Origin of the sequence: Pseudomonas sp. ML2-2023-3 (assembly GCF_037055275.1) — a bacterium.
Lineage (GTDB): Bacteria > Pseudomonadota > Gammaproteobacteria > Pseudomonadales > Pseudomonadaceae > Aquipseudomonas.
Window position 1 is genome coordinate 2,867,094 of the sequence record NZ_CP146343.1, and the last position, 15,973, is coordinate 2,883,066.

General features: G+C 59.6%; 14 protein-coding genes and 3 tRNA genes. 14 read left to right on the forward strand and 3 right to left on the reverse strand.

Annotated elements, in window-relative coordinates:
- Positions 1 to 16: 16 nt before the first annotated feature.
- The 13 genes from truA (at position 17) to V6P94_RS13340 (ending at position 10,403) form a co-directional block, all read left to right on the forward strand.
- Positions 17 to 841: a tRNA pseudouridine(38-40) synthase TruA gene (gene truA, locus V6P94_RS13280; RefSeq protein ID WP_133079419.1), complete on the forward strand. Its 825-nt coding sequence runs from the start codon at positions 17 to 19 to the stop codon at positions 839 to 841.
- A gap of 56 nt (positions 842 to 897) precedes the next feature.
- Positions 898 to 1,521: a phosphoribosylanthranilate isomerase gene (locus V6P94_RS13285; protein ID WP_338646883.1), complete on the forward strand. Its 624-nt coding sequence runs from the start codon at positions 898 to 900 to the stop codon at positions 1,519 to 1,521.
- Between the two features lie 268 nt (positions 1,522 to 1,789).
- Positions 1,790 to 2,710, forward strand: coding sequence for an acetyl-CoA carboxylase, carboxyltransferase subunit beta (gene accD / locus V6P94_RS13290; RefSeq protein ID WP_095028327.1), 921 nt, complete (start codon positions 1,790 to 1,792; stop codon positions 2,708 to 2,710).
- Positions 2,707 to 4,014: a bifunctional tetrahydrofolate synthase/dihydrofolate synthase gene (gene folC / locus V6P94_RS13295; protein WP_133079408.1), complete on the forward strand. Its 1,308-nt coding sequence runs from the start codon at positions 2,707 to 2,709 to the stop codon at positions 4,012 to 4,014. Before accD ends, folC begins: the two co-directional genes overlap by 4 nt.
- The gene (locus V6P94_RS13300; protein WP_338646885.1) at positions 3,998 to 4,627 is read left to right on the forward strand and encodes an SPOR domain-containing protein; all 630 of its coding nucleotides are present in this window, start codon (positions 3,998 to 4,000) and stop codon (positions 4,625 to 4,627) included. Before folC ends, V6P94_RS13300 begins: the two co-directional genes overlap by 17 nt.
- A 106-nt stretch (positions 4,628 to 4,733) precedes the next feature.
- Positions 4,734 to 5,291, forward strand: coding sequence for a CvpA family protein (locus V6P94_RS13305; protein ID WP_095028330.1), 558 nt, complete (start codon positions 4,734 to 4,736; stop codon positions 5,289 to 5,291).
- Positions 5,292 to 5,332: 41 nt separating this feature from the next.
- Positions 5,333 to 6,838 carry an amidophosphoribosyltransferase gene (gene purF / locus V6P94_RS13310; protein WP_338646888.1) on the forward strand — a complete coding sequence of 502 codons (1,506 nt, stop codon included), beginning with the start codon at positions 5,333 to 5,335 and terminating at the stop codon, positions 6,836 to 6,838.
- 67 nt (positions 6,839 to 6,905) lie between these two features.
- Entirely contained in the window at positions 6,906 to 8,117 is a 1,212-nt protein-coding gene (locus V6P94_RS13315; protein WP_338646890.1) for an O-succinylhomoserine sulfhydrylase, read from the forward strand.
- Positions 8,118 to 8,125: 8 nt separating this feature from the next.
- On the forward strand, positions 8,126 to 8,893 hold the full coding sequence (locus V6P94_RS13320; protein ID WP_338649446.1) for an SDR family oxidoreductase: 768 nt from the start codon (positions 8,126 to 8,128) through the stop codon (positions 8,891 to 8,893).
- 108 nt (positions 8,894 to 9,001) lie between these two features.
- Positions 9,002 to 9,077 (forward strand) — tRNA-Val (locus tag V6P94_RS13325).
- A gap of 55 nt (positions 9,078 to 9,132) precedes the next feature.
- Positions 9,133 to 9,209 (forward strand) — tRNA-Asp (locus V6P94_RS13330).
- Positions 9,210 to 9,311: 102 nt separating this feature from the next.
- A tRNA-Asp gene (locus tag V6P94_RS13335) sits at positions 9,312 to 9,388 on the forward strand.
- Positions 9,389 to 9,554: 166 nt separating this feature from the next.
- On the forward strand, positions 9,555 to 10,403 hold the full coding sequence (locus V6P94_RS13340; RefSeq protein ID WP_338646892.1) for a DUF2242 domain-containing protein: 849 nt from the start codon (positions 9,555 to 9,557) through the stop codon (positions 10,401 to 10,403).
- Positions 10,404 to 10,641: 238 nt separating this feature from the next.
- Here V6P94_RS13340 and V6P94_RS13345 read toward each other — a convergent pair whose 3' ends face one another.
- Positions 10,642 to 11,682 (reverse strand): AraC family transcriptional regulator, encoded by a 1,041-nt coding sequence (locus tag V6P94_RS13345; RefSeq protein WP_338646894.1) that lies wholly within the window; start codon positions 11,680 to 11,682, stop codon positions 10,642 to 10,644.
- A gap of 4 nt (positions 11,683 to 11,686) precedes the next feature.
- Positions 11,687 to 12,817: a carbon-nitrogen hydrolase family protein gene (locus V6P94_RS13350; protein ID WP_326426159.1), complete on the reverse strand. Its 1,131-nt coding sequence runs from the start codon at positions 12,815 to 12,817 to the stop codon at positions 11,687 to 11,689.
- A gap of 211 nt (positions 12,818 to 13,028) precedes the next feature.
- Between V6P94_RS13350 and V6P94_RS13355 the strand changes: the two genes are divergently transcribed.
- Positions 13,029 to 15,065, forward strand: coding sequence for an NADPH-dependent 2,4-dienoyl-CoA reductase (locus tag V6P94_RS13355; protein ID WP_338646902.1), 2,037 nt, complete (start codon positions 13,029 to 13,031; stop codon positions 15,063 to 15,065).
- A gap of 114 nt (positions 15,066 to 15,179) precedes the next feature.
- On the opposite strand, the gene V6P94_RS13360 is transcribed toward V6P94_RS13355, so the two are convergent.
- The gene (locus tag V6P94_RS13360; protein ID WP_257622807.1) at positions 15,180 to 15,965 is read right to left on the reverse strand and encodes an amino acid ABC transporter ATP-binding protein; all 786 of its coding nucleotides are present in this window, start codon (positions 15,963 to 15,965) and stop codon (positions 15,180 to 15,182) included.
- Positions 15,966 to 15,973 lie beyond the last annotated feature (8 nt).

A 15,973-nucleotide genomic window follows, 5' to 3' on the forward strand; every position in this document is an offset into this window, starting at 1 on the left:
TAACCCAGCCGCTGAAATGGCTGCCGACGGTTTTTTCCGAATCGCGCTTGGCGTGGAATACAAAGGCTCGCGCTACAGCGGCTGGCAGCGTCAGGCCAATGGTGTGCTGACCGTCCAGGAAACCCTGGAAAACGCCTTGTCAAAGGTCGCGGCCTCTCCGGTTTCGTTGATGTGCGCCGGGCGAACAGACGCCGGTGTGCATGCCTGCGGGCAAGTCGTGCACTTTGATACCCAGGCCGAGCGCTCGTTGAAAGCCTGGGTCATGGGCGCCAATATCAACTTGCCCCATGACATCAGTGTCAGCTGGGCCAAGGTCATGCCTGCGGATTTTCATGCGCGCTTCAAGGCCATTGCCAGGCGCTACCGCTATGTGATCTACAACGACCAGATCCGCCCCGCGCACTTGAATCAGGAAATCACCTGGAATCATCGTCCGCTGGACGTTGAGCGCATGGCCGAGGCTGCCCAGTACTTGTTGGGTGTGCATGACTTCAGTGCGTTTCGCGCCGGTCAATGCCAGGCCAAGTCCCCGATCAAGGAAATGCACCATTTGCGCGTGACCCGTCACGGGCGAATGATCGTGCTGGATATTCGCGCCAGTGCATTTCTGCATCACATGGTGCGCAACATTGCCGGTGTGCTGATGACCATCGGTACGGGAGAGCGACCGGTAGAGTGGATCAAGGAAGTGCTGGAGAGTCGAACCCGCCGCTCGGGTGGTGTGACGGCACATCCTTATGGCTTGTATCTGGTGCAAGTTGAATACCGCGATGAGTTTCAATTGCCGGAACGTTACATAGGTCCACATTTCTTGACCGGTTTTACCGAACTGGACGGCTGACGCCCGGATAAGCATTTGTTACCATCCGGGGCTTTCGCGTTCGGGGTGTTATCGAGATGTCCGTTGTTCGCAGCAAGATCTGCGGTATTACCCGCATAGAAGACGCTCTGGCTGCGGTCGAGGCCGGAGCTGACGCCTTGGGTTTTGTGTTTTACGCAAAAAGCCCCCGTGCCGTTACGGCGTTGCAAGCGCGAGCCATCATTGCGGCCCTGCCACCTTTTGTGACGACGGTCGGGTTGTTCGTCAATGCCAGTGCCTGTGAGCTCAACGAAACCCTGGATGCCGTACCGCTTGATTTGCTGCAGTTTCATGGCGATGAGATACCGGAGCAGTGTCAGGGTTATCACCGTCCTTATATCAAGGCATTGCGCGTAAAGGCCGGTGATGACATCGCCGGTGCCTGCAACGCGTATGCAGGCGCCAGCGGTATTTTGCTCGATGCCTATGTCGAAGGTGTGCCCGGTGGAACCGGTCAGGCGTTTGACTGGTCTTTGATACCGCAGGGTCTGAGCAAGCCGATTATTTTGGCGGGTGGCCTCACGGTCGAGAACGTTGCAGGAGCCATTGCTCAGGTGCGTCCTTATGCCGTTGATGTCAGTGGCGGAGTAGAAAAGAGCAAGGGCATCAAGGATCACGACAAGATTCGCGCCTTTATGCAGGCAGTGCGTGTAACAAACTGATGCCCGATGTGACGGCTGGCAGTCTGCCGCCGTCCATCATTACCGTTCTGCAAAGCAGGCGGGCCCGGTGGTTTGACGGGCAGAAATTAAAGTGGCGGCCGCTCTGGGGCGTGCTGTCGGGAGGCTGAGGGTTGCAGGGTTTCGCTGGTTTGCCGTGTGCTGACCGCAGTTCTTGCAATCATCGCCACACACCTAATGAATTTAGCTCAAGGGCATACACGGGGCCTGAACTCAACTGTTCTGGCCACCGGTACTGGAGAAAGAAAGCATGAGCAACTGGTTGGTAGACAAGCTGATTCCTTCGATCATGCGTTCCGAGGTCAAAAAGAGCTCGGTACCTGAAGGCCTGTGGCACAAATGCCCGTCTTGCGACGCTGTGCTTTATCGTCCAGAGCTGGAAAAGACCCTGGACGTTTGCCCGAAATGTAATCACCACATGCGCATTGGTGCGCGTGCCCGCATCGATATCTTCCTGGATGCCGACGGCCGTGCCGAGTTGGGCGCAGACCTGGAGCCGGTTGACCGTCTCAAGTTCCGTGACAGCAAAAAGTACAAGGATCGTCTGGTCGGCGCGCAAAAGCAGACGGGCGAAAAAGACGCGTTGATCTCCATGAGCGGTACGTTGCTGGGTATGCCGGTGGTTGTGTCTGCCTTTGAATTCTCGTTCATGGGCGGCTCGATGGGCGCCATCGTCGGCGAGCGTTTCGTGCGTGCAGCCAACTACGCGCTGGAAAACCGCTGCCCGATGATCTGCTTTGCAGCCTCCGGCGGTGCGCGGATGCAGGAAGCACTCATCTCCCTGATGCAAATGGCCAAGACCTCTGCGGTGCTGGCGCGTCTGCGTGAAGAAGGCATTCCGTTCATCTCGGTGCTGACCGACCCTGTCTATGGCGGCGTTTCGGCCAGTCTGGCAATGCTGGGCGATGTCATCGTGGCTGAGCCTAAAGCCCTGATCGGCTTTGCCGGGCCGCGGGTTATCGAACAGACCGTTCGCGAAAAACTGCCAGAAGGCTTCCAGCGCAGCGAGTTCCTGCTGGAGCACGGCGCAATCGACCTGATCATTGCGCGTCAGGAGCTGCGTCCACGCCTGGGCAACCTGCTGGCACAGATGATGGGCTTGCCGACACCTGTGTTCGTCGCGGCACCTGTTGAAACCATCGTTGTTCCACCGGCACCTGCAAACCTATGACCCAGCGCACCCTTGGCGAGTGGCTCGCCTATCTTGAACAGCTGCATCCGGCCGCCATCGATATGGGGCTGGATCGCGCACGCGAGGTAACGAACCGCATGGGGCTGCAAAAGCCCGCGCCTCGGGTGGTGACGGTTACGGGCACCAATGGCAAGGGCTCGACCTGTGCGTTTGTGGCAGCGTTGCTGCAGGCGCAAGGGCTCAAGGTGGGGGTTTACAGTTCGCCCCACTTGCTGCGCTATAACGAGCGCGTACAGATTGACGGGGTTGAAGTCAGTGACGAACTGCTGTGCGAGGCCTTCGCGGCTTTGGACGCGGGGCGGGGCGAGACTTCCCTGACTTATTTTGAAATGGGTACGTTGGCAGCGTTCTGGCTGTTTGAGCGTGCCCAGCTGGATGCCGTAGTGCTGGAAGTCGGCTTGGGCGGACGTCTGGATGCGGTCAATCTGGTGGATGCCGACCTGGCGCTGGTGACCAGCATCGGTGTCGATCATGTCGAGTACCTGGGCAATACCCGCGAATCGGTGGCTTTTGAGAAGGCCGGGATTTTCCGTGCGGGCAAGCCAGCCCTCTGTGGCGACCTCAATCCCCCTCACACCCTGCTCGACAAGGCCAGGGAGCTGGGCTGTCCGCTGTTCTTGCGCGGTCGTGACTTCGATCTGGCCAGTTCAGAGCAGGTGTGGCACTGGCGTGGCCTGGATGCGAAAGGGCAGGTTCTGGAGCTGCGTGACATTGCGCTGCTGGATTTGCCCATGGAAAACGCAGCGCTTGCGGTGCAGGCCTATGCGTTGACCGATCTGCCATGGGAGCCGGCGCGCATCATCAGTGCACTGGTTGGCACTCGCGTCACGGGTCGACTGGATCGCCGCCAATTCAACTGGAAAGGCAAAGCCTTGAATGTGCTGCTGGACGTGGGGCACAACCCCCATGCGGCCGAGTACCTTGAGCGGCGTTTGGCGCAGCGGCCTGTCACTGGCAAGCGCCTGGCCGTGTTCGGTCTGCTGGCAGACAAGGACCTTGATGGCGTAGTGTCACAGCTCGCGTCGTCGGTCGAGCATTGGGCGGTTGCACCGCTGAATACCTCGCGCACTCGGTCGGCGGCTGAAGTTCAGGCTGCGCTGCAGGGGCTTGGTGCTTCGGTCTCGGCCCATGACAGTGTGGATGCCGCGCTCGAAGCTCAATGCGAACGGGCGACGCCCGAAGACGAAATCCTGTTGTTCGGATCATTTTATTGTGTCGCGCAAGCGCTCGAGTGGTTGGAGCGGCGTGCCAAGGAGGAGGCTGCAAATGGCTTTGCTGGATAAGGTATTCAAGCAGCGTATGGTAGGCGCCCTGGTATTGGTGGCGTTGGCCGTGATTTTCCTGCCGATGTTGTTCTCGCGTCAGGACGAGCAGCGTCAAATCCAGGTGGATGCACCCACGGCGCCGCAGATTCCGGTCATGCAGCCGGTTCAGGTCGAGCCAGTTGCCGTGCCGGAGCCGCAAGTCATTGCCCAAGAGCCGGTCCCTGAAGAGTTGCCGGTTGTCGAGCAGCAGGTGGCGACGGCTCCTGTCGCACCTGTGGTTGCAAAGCCTGCAGTTGTTGCCCCAAAGCCACCGGCTGTCACCCCGGCACAAACGGTTGCCCAGGCACCGGCCAAGCTGGATACCACGCAAAAGCGTGTTGATCCCAACGGCTTGCCGATCAGCTGGTCGGTTCAGTTGGTGAGCCTGTCCAATCGGGCGAGTGCTGACAACCTTCAAAAAACCCTTCGTAATCAAGGGTATAACGCTTACGTTCGATCTTCCGGCGGGATGAATCGGGTTTTTGTCGGTCCGTTGCTTGAGCGTGCAGAAGCCGATCGCCTGCGTGATTTGCTCGGCAAACAGCAAAATCTCAAGGGTTTTGTGGTGCGCTTCCAGCCTGAACGCGGTTGAGCGCGCAAAAAGGTTCAATCTGATTGCTCAAGCACGGATAAATCGCCTTACCTGAGCGGCGGCGCTCTGCTAAAATGCGCCGCCTCATCTGTCTGTAGGCTGAACTGTGCCATTTACCTGGGTTGACTGGGCGATCGTTGCAATTATCGCCATCTCCGCTTTGATCAGCTTGAAGCGCGGCTTTGTAAAAGAAGCATTGTCGCTGTGCACCTGGATCATTGCCGGGGTCGTTGCCTGGATGTTCGGCGGTTCACTGTCTCAATATCTCTCCGGATACATCGAAACACCTTCCGCCCGCGTTATCGTTGGGTGCACCATCATGTTTGTCGCCACCTTGCTGGTAGGCGCAATGATCAATTTTCTTATCGGCGAACTGATTCGCGTCACCGGCTTGTCCGGGACCGATCGTTTTCTCGGCATGGCCTTCGGCGCTGCGCGTGGCGCGTTGCTGGTGGTGACTGCGGTCGGGCTGCTTAGCCTGGGGCCGGTACAGCAAGACTCATGGTGGCAAGAGTCGCGGCTCGTGCCACAATTTCTATTGGTTGCCGACTGGTCCAAAAACCTCATTCTGGGGTGGAGCAGTCAGTGGCTGGCCAGCGGAATCAGCGTACCCGCTGACATTCCGTTCAAGGAGCACCTCTTGCCGGCTACCCAGCCCAAGTGAGTGGTGTTCAGTTCAGATCCATTAAGTAGGGGTTGCGTCGCATGTGTGGCATCGTCGGTATCGTCGGTAAGTCGAACGTCAATCAGGCGCTGTATGACGCGCTAACCGTCCTCCAGCACCGCGGCCAGGATGCTGCCGGTATTGTGACCAGCCATAATGGCCGGTTATTTCTGCGCAAGGACAACGGGCTGGTTCGTGACGTGTTTCATCAGCGTCACATGCAGCGCCTGGTCGGCAACGTGGGCATTGGCCACGTACGCTATCCAACCGCTGGCAGCTCGACTTCAGCTGAAGCTCAGCCGTTTTATGTCAACTCGCCCTATGGCATCACCCTGGCGCATAACGGCAACCTGACCAACGTTGAACAGCTGGCCAAGGAGATTTACGAATCTGACTTGCGTCACGTCAACACCAACTCCGATTCGGAAGTGTTGCTCAACGTCTTCGCCCATGAACTGGCTCAGCGCGGCAAATTGCAGCCGACTGAAGAAGACGTGTTTGCTGCCGTGACAGACGTGCACAACCGCTGCCGTGGCGGTTACGCCGTGGTTGCGATGATCACCGGTTACGGCATCGTCGGTTTCCGCGACCCGAACGGCATTCGCCCGATTGTCTTCGGTCAGCGTCATACCGACGAAGGCGTCGAGTACATGATCGCCTCCGAAAGCGTCTCCCTGGATGTGCTGGGCTTTACCCTGATTCGCGACCTTGCGCCGGGTGAAGCGGTTTACATCACTGAAGATGGCAAGCTGCACACCCGTCAGTGCGCGGTGAGCCCGCAATTGACCCCGTGCATCTTCGAGCACGTGTACCTGGCTCGTCCGGATTCGATCATCGACGGTGTTTCGGTGTACAAGGCGCGTCTGCGCATGGGTGAGAAGCTCGCCGAGAAGATCCTGCGCGAACGCCCGGATCACGATATCGACGTGGTTATCCCGATTCCGGACACCAGCCGCTGCGCGGCGCTGGAGCTGGCGAACCACTTGGGCGTCAAGTTCCGCGAAGGCTTCGTCAAAAACCGTTACATCGGCCGTACCTTCATCATGCCGGGTCAGGCAGCGCGTAAAAAATCCGTGCGCCAGAAGCTCAACGCCATCGAACTGGAGTTCCGTGGCAAGAACGTGATGCTGGTGGACGACTCGATCGTGCGCGGTACAACGTGCAAGCAGATCATTCAGATGGCCCGTGAAGCCGGCGCCAAGAACGTCTACTTCTGCTCGGCGGCCCCGGCAGTTCGCTACCCGAACGTCTATGGCATCGACATGCCGAGCGCCCACGAGCTGATCGCACACAATCGCAGCACCCAGGAAGTGGCCGAGTTGATCGGTGCTGACTGGTTGATCTACCAGGACTTGCCTGACCTGATCGAAGCAGTCGGTGGTGGCAAGATCAAGATCGACGCGTTCGACTGCGCAGTGTTTGACGGCAAGTACGTCACCGGCGATATCGATGACAACTATCTGGAACGTATCGAGCGTGCGCGCAATGATGCTTCCAAGGTGGTTGCCCAGGGTGTCGGTGCGACGATAGGCTTGTACAACAACTAAGTGTTCACCAAACCGGCCCTGATGGGCCGGTTTGCGTTCATCCAATACAAAGCAAGGAGTGGGCAGCATGAGTCAGGATTGGGATGCGGGTCGGCTGGACAGCGACCTTGAGGGCGTAGCGTTCGACACCTTGGCTGTGCGTGCTGGCCAGCACCGTACGCCCGAGGGCGAGCATGGTGATGCAATGTTCCTGACCTCCAGCTACGTGTTCCGCACGGCGGCTGACGCGGCAGCACGGTTCTCGGGCGAAGTGGCAGGCAACGTTTACTCGCGTTACACCAACCCCACCGTTCGTGCCTTCGAAGAGCGCATTGCGGCCCTTGAAGGCGCCGAGCAGGCCGTGGCAACCGCCACCGGCATGGCGGCCATTTTGTCGGTGGTCATGAGCCTGTGCAGCGCCGGCGATCACATTCTGGTGTCGCGCAGCGTGTTCGGCTCGACCATCAGCCTGTTTGAAAAGTACTTCAAGCGCTTTGGCGTGCAGGTCGATTACGTGCCGTTGGCTGAACTGGCTGGCTGGGACGCGGCGATCAAGCCCAACACCAAATTGCTGTTTGTCGAGTCGCCGTCCAATCCGCTGGCCGAGCTGGTGGACATTGCCGCCCTGGCCGGGATTGCCCACGCCAAGGGCGCGCTGCTGGTGGTCGACAACTGTTTCTGCACGCCTGCCTTGCAGCAGCCGCTGAAGCTGGGCGCGGACATCGTGGTGCATTCGGCCACCAAATTTATCGACGGCCAGGGCCGTTGCATGGGCGGTGTGGTTGCCGGTCGTGGCGAGCTGATGAAAGAAATCGTCGGCTTCTTGCGCACTGCCGGGCCGACCCTGAGCCCGTTCAATGCCTGGATCTTCCTCAAGGGTCTTGAAACCCTGAACCTGCGCATGCGCGCTCACTGCGCCAGTGCCCAGGCGCTGGCCGAGTGGCTGGAGCAGCAGGGCGGGGTTGAAAAGGTTCACTATGCCGGCCTCAAGAGCCATCCGCAATATGAGCTGGCCCAGCGTCAGCAGCGCGGTTTTGGTGCGGTGGTCAGCTTTGAGGTCAAGGGTGGGAAAGAGGGCGCCTGGCGCTTTATCGACGCAACCCGCCTGATCTCGATCACCGCTAACCTGGGTGACAGCAAAACCACGATTACCCATCCGGCGACCACGTCCCATGGTCGTCTGGCGCCACAAGAGCGTGAAGCTGCGGGTATTCGCGACAGCCTGATCCGGATCGCGGTTGGTCTGGAAGATGTCGCCGACTTGCAAGCCGACCTCGCACGAGGTCTTGCTGCGCTGTGAGTGACTGGATGGACGAAACTCCGGTTGGCGGCAATGGCCGCGTAGCGCTGGTGACTGGCGCTGCGCGGGGTATTGGCCTGGGGATTGCTGCCTGGCTGGTCAGTGAAGGTTGGCAAGTGGTATTGACCGACATTGACCGCGCCCGGGGTTCCAGAGTGGCCAAGGCGCTGGGCGAGAGTGCCTGGTTCGTGACGATGGATGTTTCGGTCGAGGCCGATGTCATTCAGTGTGTCGCGCAAGTCCTTGGCCAGTTTGGGCGGCTGGACGGGCTGGTGTGCAATGCCGCCATTGCGGATCCGCACAATATGGGTCTTGAAAGCCTCAATCTGGAGCACTGGAATCGTGTTCTGGCTGTCAACCTGACCGGGCCCATGTTGCTGGCCAAGCATTGTGCGCCGTACCTGCGTGCGCACAATGGTTCGATCGTCAACCTGGCTTCCACCCGCGCCCGCCAGTCGGAGCCTGATACCGAGGCTTACGTGGCAAGCAAGGGCGGGTTGCTGGCGTTGACCCATGCGCTGGCCATCAGCCTTGGGCCGCAGGTTAGGGTCAATGCGGTCAGCCCGGGCTGGATTGATGCCCGGGACCCCTCTGTGAGGCGTGCAGAGCCTCTGACGGACGCCGATCACGCTCAGCACCCGGCTGGCCGGGTAGGGACCGTGGAAGACGTCGCATCGATGGTTGCCTGGTTATTGTCACGTAATGCCGGGTTTGTGACGGGTCAGGAGTTTGTGGTTGACGGAGGGATGAGTAAAAAGATGATCTATGGCGAGTAGGCCTTGTTGCAGGCTGGCCACTATTTTTGCCTTTTTTGAAAAAAACTCAATCTTGTCCTTGACTTAGCTTCGATAGATGCGTAAATTTCGCGGCCTCAACGAAGCAAAGGGTGATTAGCTCAGCTGGGAGAGCATCTGCCTTACAAGCAGAGGGTCGGCGGTTCGATCCCGTCATCACCCACCACTTCTTGAGATTCTCGCAAGAGAAAGGTCGTTCTGAAAGGAACAACCACCGACGCGCAGCGGTAGTTCAGTCGGTTAGAATACCGGCCTGTCACGCCGGGGGTCGCGGGTTCGAGTCCCGTCCGCTGCGCCATATTTGTACAAATCAGGTTCGCCTGGTTTGCGATTGAAAAGCACCGAAGCTCTTCAGTCACAGGTTTTAAAAGTTTCAAACGGACGCAAGTCCGAGCGATACGCAGCGGTAGTTCAGTCGGTTAGAATACCGGCCTGTCACGCCGGGGGTCGCGGGTTCGAGTCCCGTCCGCTGCGCCATATTTGCTTCAGAGCCCTTGAACTCTCTGAAGCTACAAAGAAAGCGACCTTAGGGTCGCTTTTTTTGTGCCTGAAATTCTACGGCAGCGGCTACACATGGAAACTGCTCCCGCCAAACGCGAACTGATGCACAATACGCCCCGTACCGTTCTCTTCAGGATCTTTAATGCTTATGTCATTCCCCGTGCGTGCCGTGGTAGTCGCCCTAGTGCTGGCTGGACTCGCAGGTTGCTCATCGAAGAAGACAGCGATCTACGAACATGAAAGTTTCGATGATTCCGGTACGTTCTCGCGTAATTACCCGGTAACCGACAAAACCTCCTGTGAGGCTGCGCGCCGCGCGTTGCTCAGCCAGGGCTACATCATCACCAGCAGCGATCCGAAAATCATCAGTGGCCACAAGAGCTTCCAGCAAACGGGTGAAAGCCATCTGGAGATCAGCTTCAACATCGTGTGCGCCGACGATGGTGGTTCACAGCATCACGCCACCATGTTTGCCAATGCCCTGCAGGACCGTTATGCACTTAAAAAGGTGAACAACTCCGCGAGCCTGGGGGTTGGTGTGCTGGGCTCGGTGTCGATGCCGATTGGCTCGACCGATGACTCGATGGTCAAGGTCGCCAGCGAGACAGTCTCTTCGCCTCAGTTTTACGACCGCTTTTTCACGCTGGTAGAAGCATTTCTGCCCAAGCCCAAGGAAGTGGAAAAGGCGGTGCACGCCCCTGAAGCGCCCAAGCCCGACCTGGGAGTGCCCGAGACAGTGCCTGCCAAGGACGCCGCTGCGCCTGTTATTGAGCCGCCAGCGCCTGCTGTCGAGCCTGTGAGTGAGCCCGTCGTGCCACCGGCAGACGTCGAGCCCATTTCCCCGGTAGAAGTCCAGGCAGCCCCTGCGGTGGCGGTACCCGAGATCAAGCCTGCAACCGAACAACCTGAACCGGCCAAGGTCGTCGCGCCACAGGGCGAGTCTGCGACCACCCCTGTACCTGTTGCGGTAGAGCCTTCGCCCCCTCAATAACCGTGCGGTAAATCCCAAAAGCTCTGCTACGTTTATAAATGAGTTGTGACAGTGCCCGCGAAGGTGTCATTTTTCCTTCATGGGGGCACTTTATGCTCAGGCATGACTTAAACAAACAGACTGAAAAGGGATGCTGCTATGGACGATTATCAGGAAGAACTGCTTGAGTATCGGGCTTTTGAGCTCGACCCGCTTGAACCTGCTGACGATGCGACCGAGCTTTGAGCTCCAGGCACGTTTACGCAGATTGGCGCTGACGGCGTCGGTATTCTCCCGGCGTCTGCGCATTCCAGCGCTTGAAGGCGCGTTGAAACGCCTCGGCTGAGGCAAACCCCAACAAATAGGCAATCTCGCCAAAGGCCAGTTCCGTATCGCGGATATAGGTCATGGCGAGGTCGCGGCGTGTGTCGTTGAGAATGGCGCGAAACTGCGTGCCTTCCTCTGTGAGCTTGCGCCGCAAGGTCCAGGTCGGCAGCTTCAGGCGAGCCGCCACTTCTTCCAGGTCGGGTTCACGACCACCGTTGAGCAAAGGCCCCAACAGTTGTGTGATGCGTTCGCGCAGGCTGCGGGTGCGGGTCAGTTGCTCCAGTTCGCGTTCGCACAACTGCAGCAGGTAGGTCCAGGTACTTGGACAGTGCTGCGGGTTGCGCAGGTCGAGCGTGGCATGGTTCAGGCGCAGCTGATTGGTCTCGGCGCGAAAATGGACCGTCGAACTGCCGAGCGCGCTGTAGCGCGCCGCGTAATCAGGTTCATTGAACTCAATGTCGATGTGCTCGCAGCTCAGGGGGTGGGCTGCGACCGATGACAGGTGTTGCAGCCAACCGGCAATGATCGAGTCCACCACAAAGCGGTTGTAGGCGTTGTACGGGCTGATGGAATAAAAACGCAGCCAGGCGCCCCGGGCGTCTTCGTGAAAGCTCGATTGCCCTCGATAGTTGGAGCCGTAGAGGGCCTCAAAACGAATCAGGGTGCGTGCCGCCTCCCGAACGGTGGGTGCCTGGGCCGCAGTCACACCGGCCAGTCCGACCTGGTTCAGGCGGCTTAGCTGGCCCATGCGCAAGCCCAGTGCCGGGTCGCCGGTGAGGGCAATTGCCGCGTGCCCCAGGCGCATGTAGCGCGGTATCGACAGGCGCGCCAGGGGCTGGGCGAGACGGGCGGGGTCAAGGCCGAACTGTTCGAGCAGGGGCGCAGGATCTTTGCCGCAGCTGTGCACGGCATCGGCCAGGGCCTGGACAAACCCCACCGACAGATCGCCCAGGCGCATCGGCAGCGGTTGCATCGTGCTAGAGCCAGACGTTCAACAGCCGTGCACCGGTGCCGGGCTGGTCCGCACTGGTCTGGCCGTTGTGACTGATAAAGCCCAGTCCGGTGCTGTGCTTGTCCCAGAACTTGCCCCGCAAGAAGACGGTGACACCCGCTTGGGCAGTGCTGCTGGGCAGGCTGCTGATCAATGTCAGGCGATGCCAGGCGTCGCCTTCGGTCACTTCGCCGGGCTTGAGGCTGATTTCGCTGGGTGTCGATACGCTTTTGTAACCGCCCCAGGGTTTGTCCCAGGTGGTTTTGCCAACGATGAACGCGGGCACGGCGATCAGTTGCGCACGTTTTTCGTTCAGGGTGCGGTAGTTCTCCGGGTACCAGCTGTCGCTGCCGATCAGGATGCCCAGGCGTCCGGCCGGGGTATCAACCACATTCAATTCATGGTCGGGGCTGGGCTGGATGTAGCTTTGTTCTTCATAGGTAGGCAGCAACTGGCGTTGGGGAGTGCCCAGCGCTGCGCCATCACTGCCGAAGACCACACTGCTGTTGTACAACGGGCCAGTGCCGGACAGCAGCGTGCCGTTCTCGATACGCGGCGAAGGGAGGGCAATGCTCCCGGCCACCAGGGTAACGCCGAACTCTTTGGCCAGGCCGCCAAACAGCGTCTGGTAATCGGCTGCCATGCTGCTGGCCTTCATGCGCAAGTGAGCATCGTTGATCCGGCTTTCGCCGTCAGCACGAAGCCAGGCATTGGCAAAGGCCAGCGGGTTGCTCACCGCCAGCCAGCGCATGGCTTCATTCAGGTTGGCTGCCTGGTACAGCTCGCTTTTTTCACCGCGAAACATCAGCCAGGAGCCGATGTGCTCTGGCAGCACCACGACGGTTTTGTCATTGAGCAAACCTGCAGCGCGAGCGGTGTCGAGATAAGCCGCCAGCTTCAGGTGCACCAGCGCCAGGCTTTGATAGTCGCGGGGTGACAGGTCCGGCTCGATACCCAGCAGGTTGCCACGATCATTATTGACACCCTCGTTTATGGCCAGCTCGATACGCAGGTCAGAGAGGTAATGACCAACATCCCGTTGCGTGGTCCACCAGGCATAGCCGCCGGCAGCGGCGACAAGGGCGATCAATAAGGTGCAGCCAATAAGTTTGCGCATAGAAATAGAACGGACAGCTTTCAGCGGAATTCGACGTCTAGGGTAGGCGGCGCTTGTGGGCTTGCCAAGGGGGGATGTGCATTTGGGTTAATAATTTGTAACTTTGGGTCATTGAGTGGGGCCCATCCAGCCTTTACCTTGGCGGACATTAAACGACGGGAGCCGCAGAGCATCCCGCGTTCCGTGATTCAGACCGTTGTGGAGCTGACTGATGACTGCCACGCACTACCCGCATTTAATGGCCCCGCTGGATCTGGGCTTTACCACGTTGCGCAACCGCACCCTGATGGGGTCAATGCACACCGGTCTCGAAGAAAAGCCCGGTGGCTTTGAGCGTATGGCTGCCTACTTTGCCGAGCGGGCCAAAGGCGGCGTGGGCTTGATCGTGACGGGGGGCATTGCGCCTAACGACGAGGGCGGTGTGTACAGTGGCGCGGCCAAGCTGAGTACGGTCGAAGAGGCGGAAAAGCACGTAGTCGTCACCCGGGCCGTTCACGATGCCGGCGGCAAGATCTGCTTGCAGATCCTCCATGCCGGGCGTTATGCCTACAGCCCGCGCCAGGTTGCGCCGAGTGCGATTCAGGCGCCGATCAATCCGTTCAAGCCCAGGGAACTGGACGAAGCGGGCATTGAAAAGCAGATCAGCGATTTCGTGACATGCGCCCGACTTGCCCAGAGCGCCGGGTATGACGGTGTCGAAATCATGGGTTCCGAAGGCTACCTGATTAACCAGTTCCTCGCGGCGCACACCAACCAGCGCACCGACCGCTGGGGCGGCAGCTACGAAAACCGCATGCGCCTGGCGGTAGACATCGTGCGTCGCGTGCGCGAAGCCGTAGGCCCGAACTTCATCATTATTTATCGCCTGTCGATGCTGGACCTGGTGGCAGGCGGCAGCGTGTGGGAAGAAATCGTGCAACTGGCCAAGGCCGTCGAATCGGCCGGTGCGACCTTGATCAACACCGGGATCGGTTGGCACGAAGCGCGCATCCCCACCATTGCTACCAAAGTACCCCGTGCCGCCTTCAGCAAGGTGACGGCCAAGCTTCGCGGTTCGGTCAGCGTGCCCCTGATTACCACCAACCGCATCAATACCCCGGACATTGCCGAGCAGATCCTGGTCGAAGGTGACGCTGACATGGTGTCCATGGCCCGTCCGTTCCTGGCCGATCCCGAGTTCGTCAACAAGGCGGCTGCCGGGCGCAGTGACGAAATCAACACCTGCATCGGCTGCAACCAGGCCTGCCTGGATCATACCTTCGGCGGCAAACTGACCAGCTGCCTGGTCAACCCCCGCGCCTGCCACGAGACCGAACTCAACTACCTGCCGACCATTGCGGTCAAAAAAATTGCCGTGGTCGGAGCCGGCCCCGCCGGTCTTTCAGCGGCCACGGTGGCGGCAGAGCGCGGGCATGAGGTCACGCTGTTTGACTCGGCGAGCGAGATTGGCGGTCAGTTCAATGTGGCCAAGCGTGTGCCGGGCAAGGAAGAGTTCTTCGAAACCTTGCGCTACTTCAAGCGCAAGCTGCAAACCACCGGTGTCGAACTGTGCCTGAACACCCGCATGGATGTGCAGCAACTGGTCGACGGGGGCTTTGACGAAATTATCCTGGCCACCGGCATTGCGCCGCGTACGCCTGCCATTCCAGGTATCGACAACCCCAAGGTGCTGAGCTACCTGGACGTGATCCTGCAACGCAAGCCGGTGGGCGCCAAAGTGGCAGTGATTGGCGCAGGCGGTATCGGCTTTGATGTATCCGAGTTTCTCGTGCATCAGGGCGTGTCCACCAGCCAGGACCGTGACGCGTTCTGGAAAGAATGGGGCATCGACAGTGCGCTTGAAGCCCGGGGAGGTGTTGCCGGTATAAAGCCAGAAGTCCACGCACCTGCTCGCCAAGTGTTCCTGTTGCAGCGCAAAGCCAGCAAGGTGGGCGACGGGCTGGGCAAAACCACTGGCTGGATCCACCGCGCGGGCCTGAAAAACAAACAGGTGCACATGCTCAACAGCGTTGAATACCTGAACATCGACGATGCAGGGCTGCACATTCGCATTGGCGAGGGTGAGCCGCAGGTGTTGCCGGTCGACAACATTGTGATTTGCGCCGGGCAAGACCCGTTGCGGGAGCTGCACGACGGCCTGGTCGCGGCCGGGCAGAGCGTGCATTTGATCGGGGGTGCCGACGTGGCGGCCGAGCTGGATGCCAAGCGCGCCATTGATCAGGGTTCGCGCCTGGCGGCGCAGCTCTAGACTCCTGCGTGTGCCCTTTGTGGGAGCGGGCTTGTTCGCGATTGGATCGACGCGGTTCAACTTCAATACCGCGGCGCCTTGATCGCGAGCAAGCCCGCTTCCACAGGGTGGTGTCTAGTGCACGATCTGCGCTAAAAACGCCTTGGCCCGCGGGCTTTTCGGGGCGTTGAAAAACTCTTCCGGTGGCGAGTCCTCGATCACCATCCCGCCATCCAGGAACAACACCCGCTCGGCCACCTGACGGGCAAAGCCCATTTCGTGGGTCACGCACAGCATCGTCATGCCGCTGCCGGCCAGGTTGACCATGACGTCCAGCACTTCGCTGACCATTTCCGGGTCCAGCGCCGAAGTGGGCTCATCGAACAGCATGATTTTCGGCTCCATGCACAGCGCCCGGGCAATGGCGACGCGTTGCTGCTGGCCGCCCGACAGCTGGCTCGGGTACTTGTCGGCCTGGCTGGCAATCCCGACCTTGGTCAAAAAATGCTGCGCCAGTTCGATCGCCTTCTTGCGCGACAACCCGCGCACCGACATCGGCGCCAGAATGCAGTTGTCGATTACGCTCATGTGCGGGAACAGGTTGAAGTGCTGAAACACCATGCCGATTTCGCTGCGCACCTTGCTCGCTTCGCGCGTGGGCAGTGACAGGTCGGTGTCGTTGATCAGGATGCGGCCCTGTTCGGCGATTTCCAGGCGGTTGATACAGCGGATCAAGGTCGATTTGCCGGAGCCGGAAGGGCCGCACAGCACGATGCGTTCGCCTTCGCGCACTTTCAGGTCAATGCCCTTGAGTACGTGAAAGGCGCTGTAGTACTTGTTCAGCCCGGCGATATCCACCACTACCTTGCGGGTATCAGTGACTGGCGACACAGGGTGAACGTAAGCAGGTTGTGCGTGCATGGTGTGTC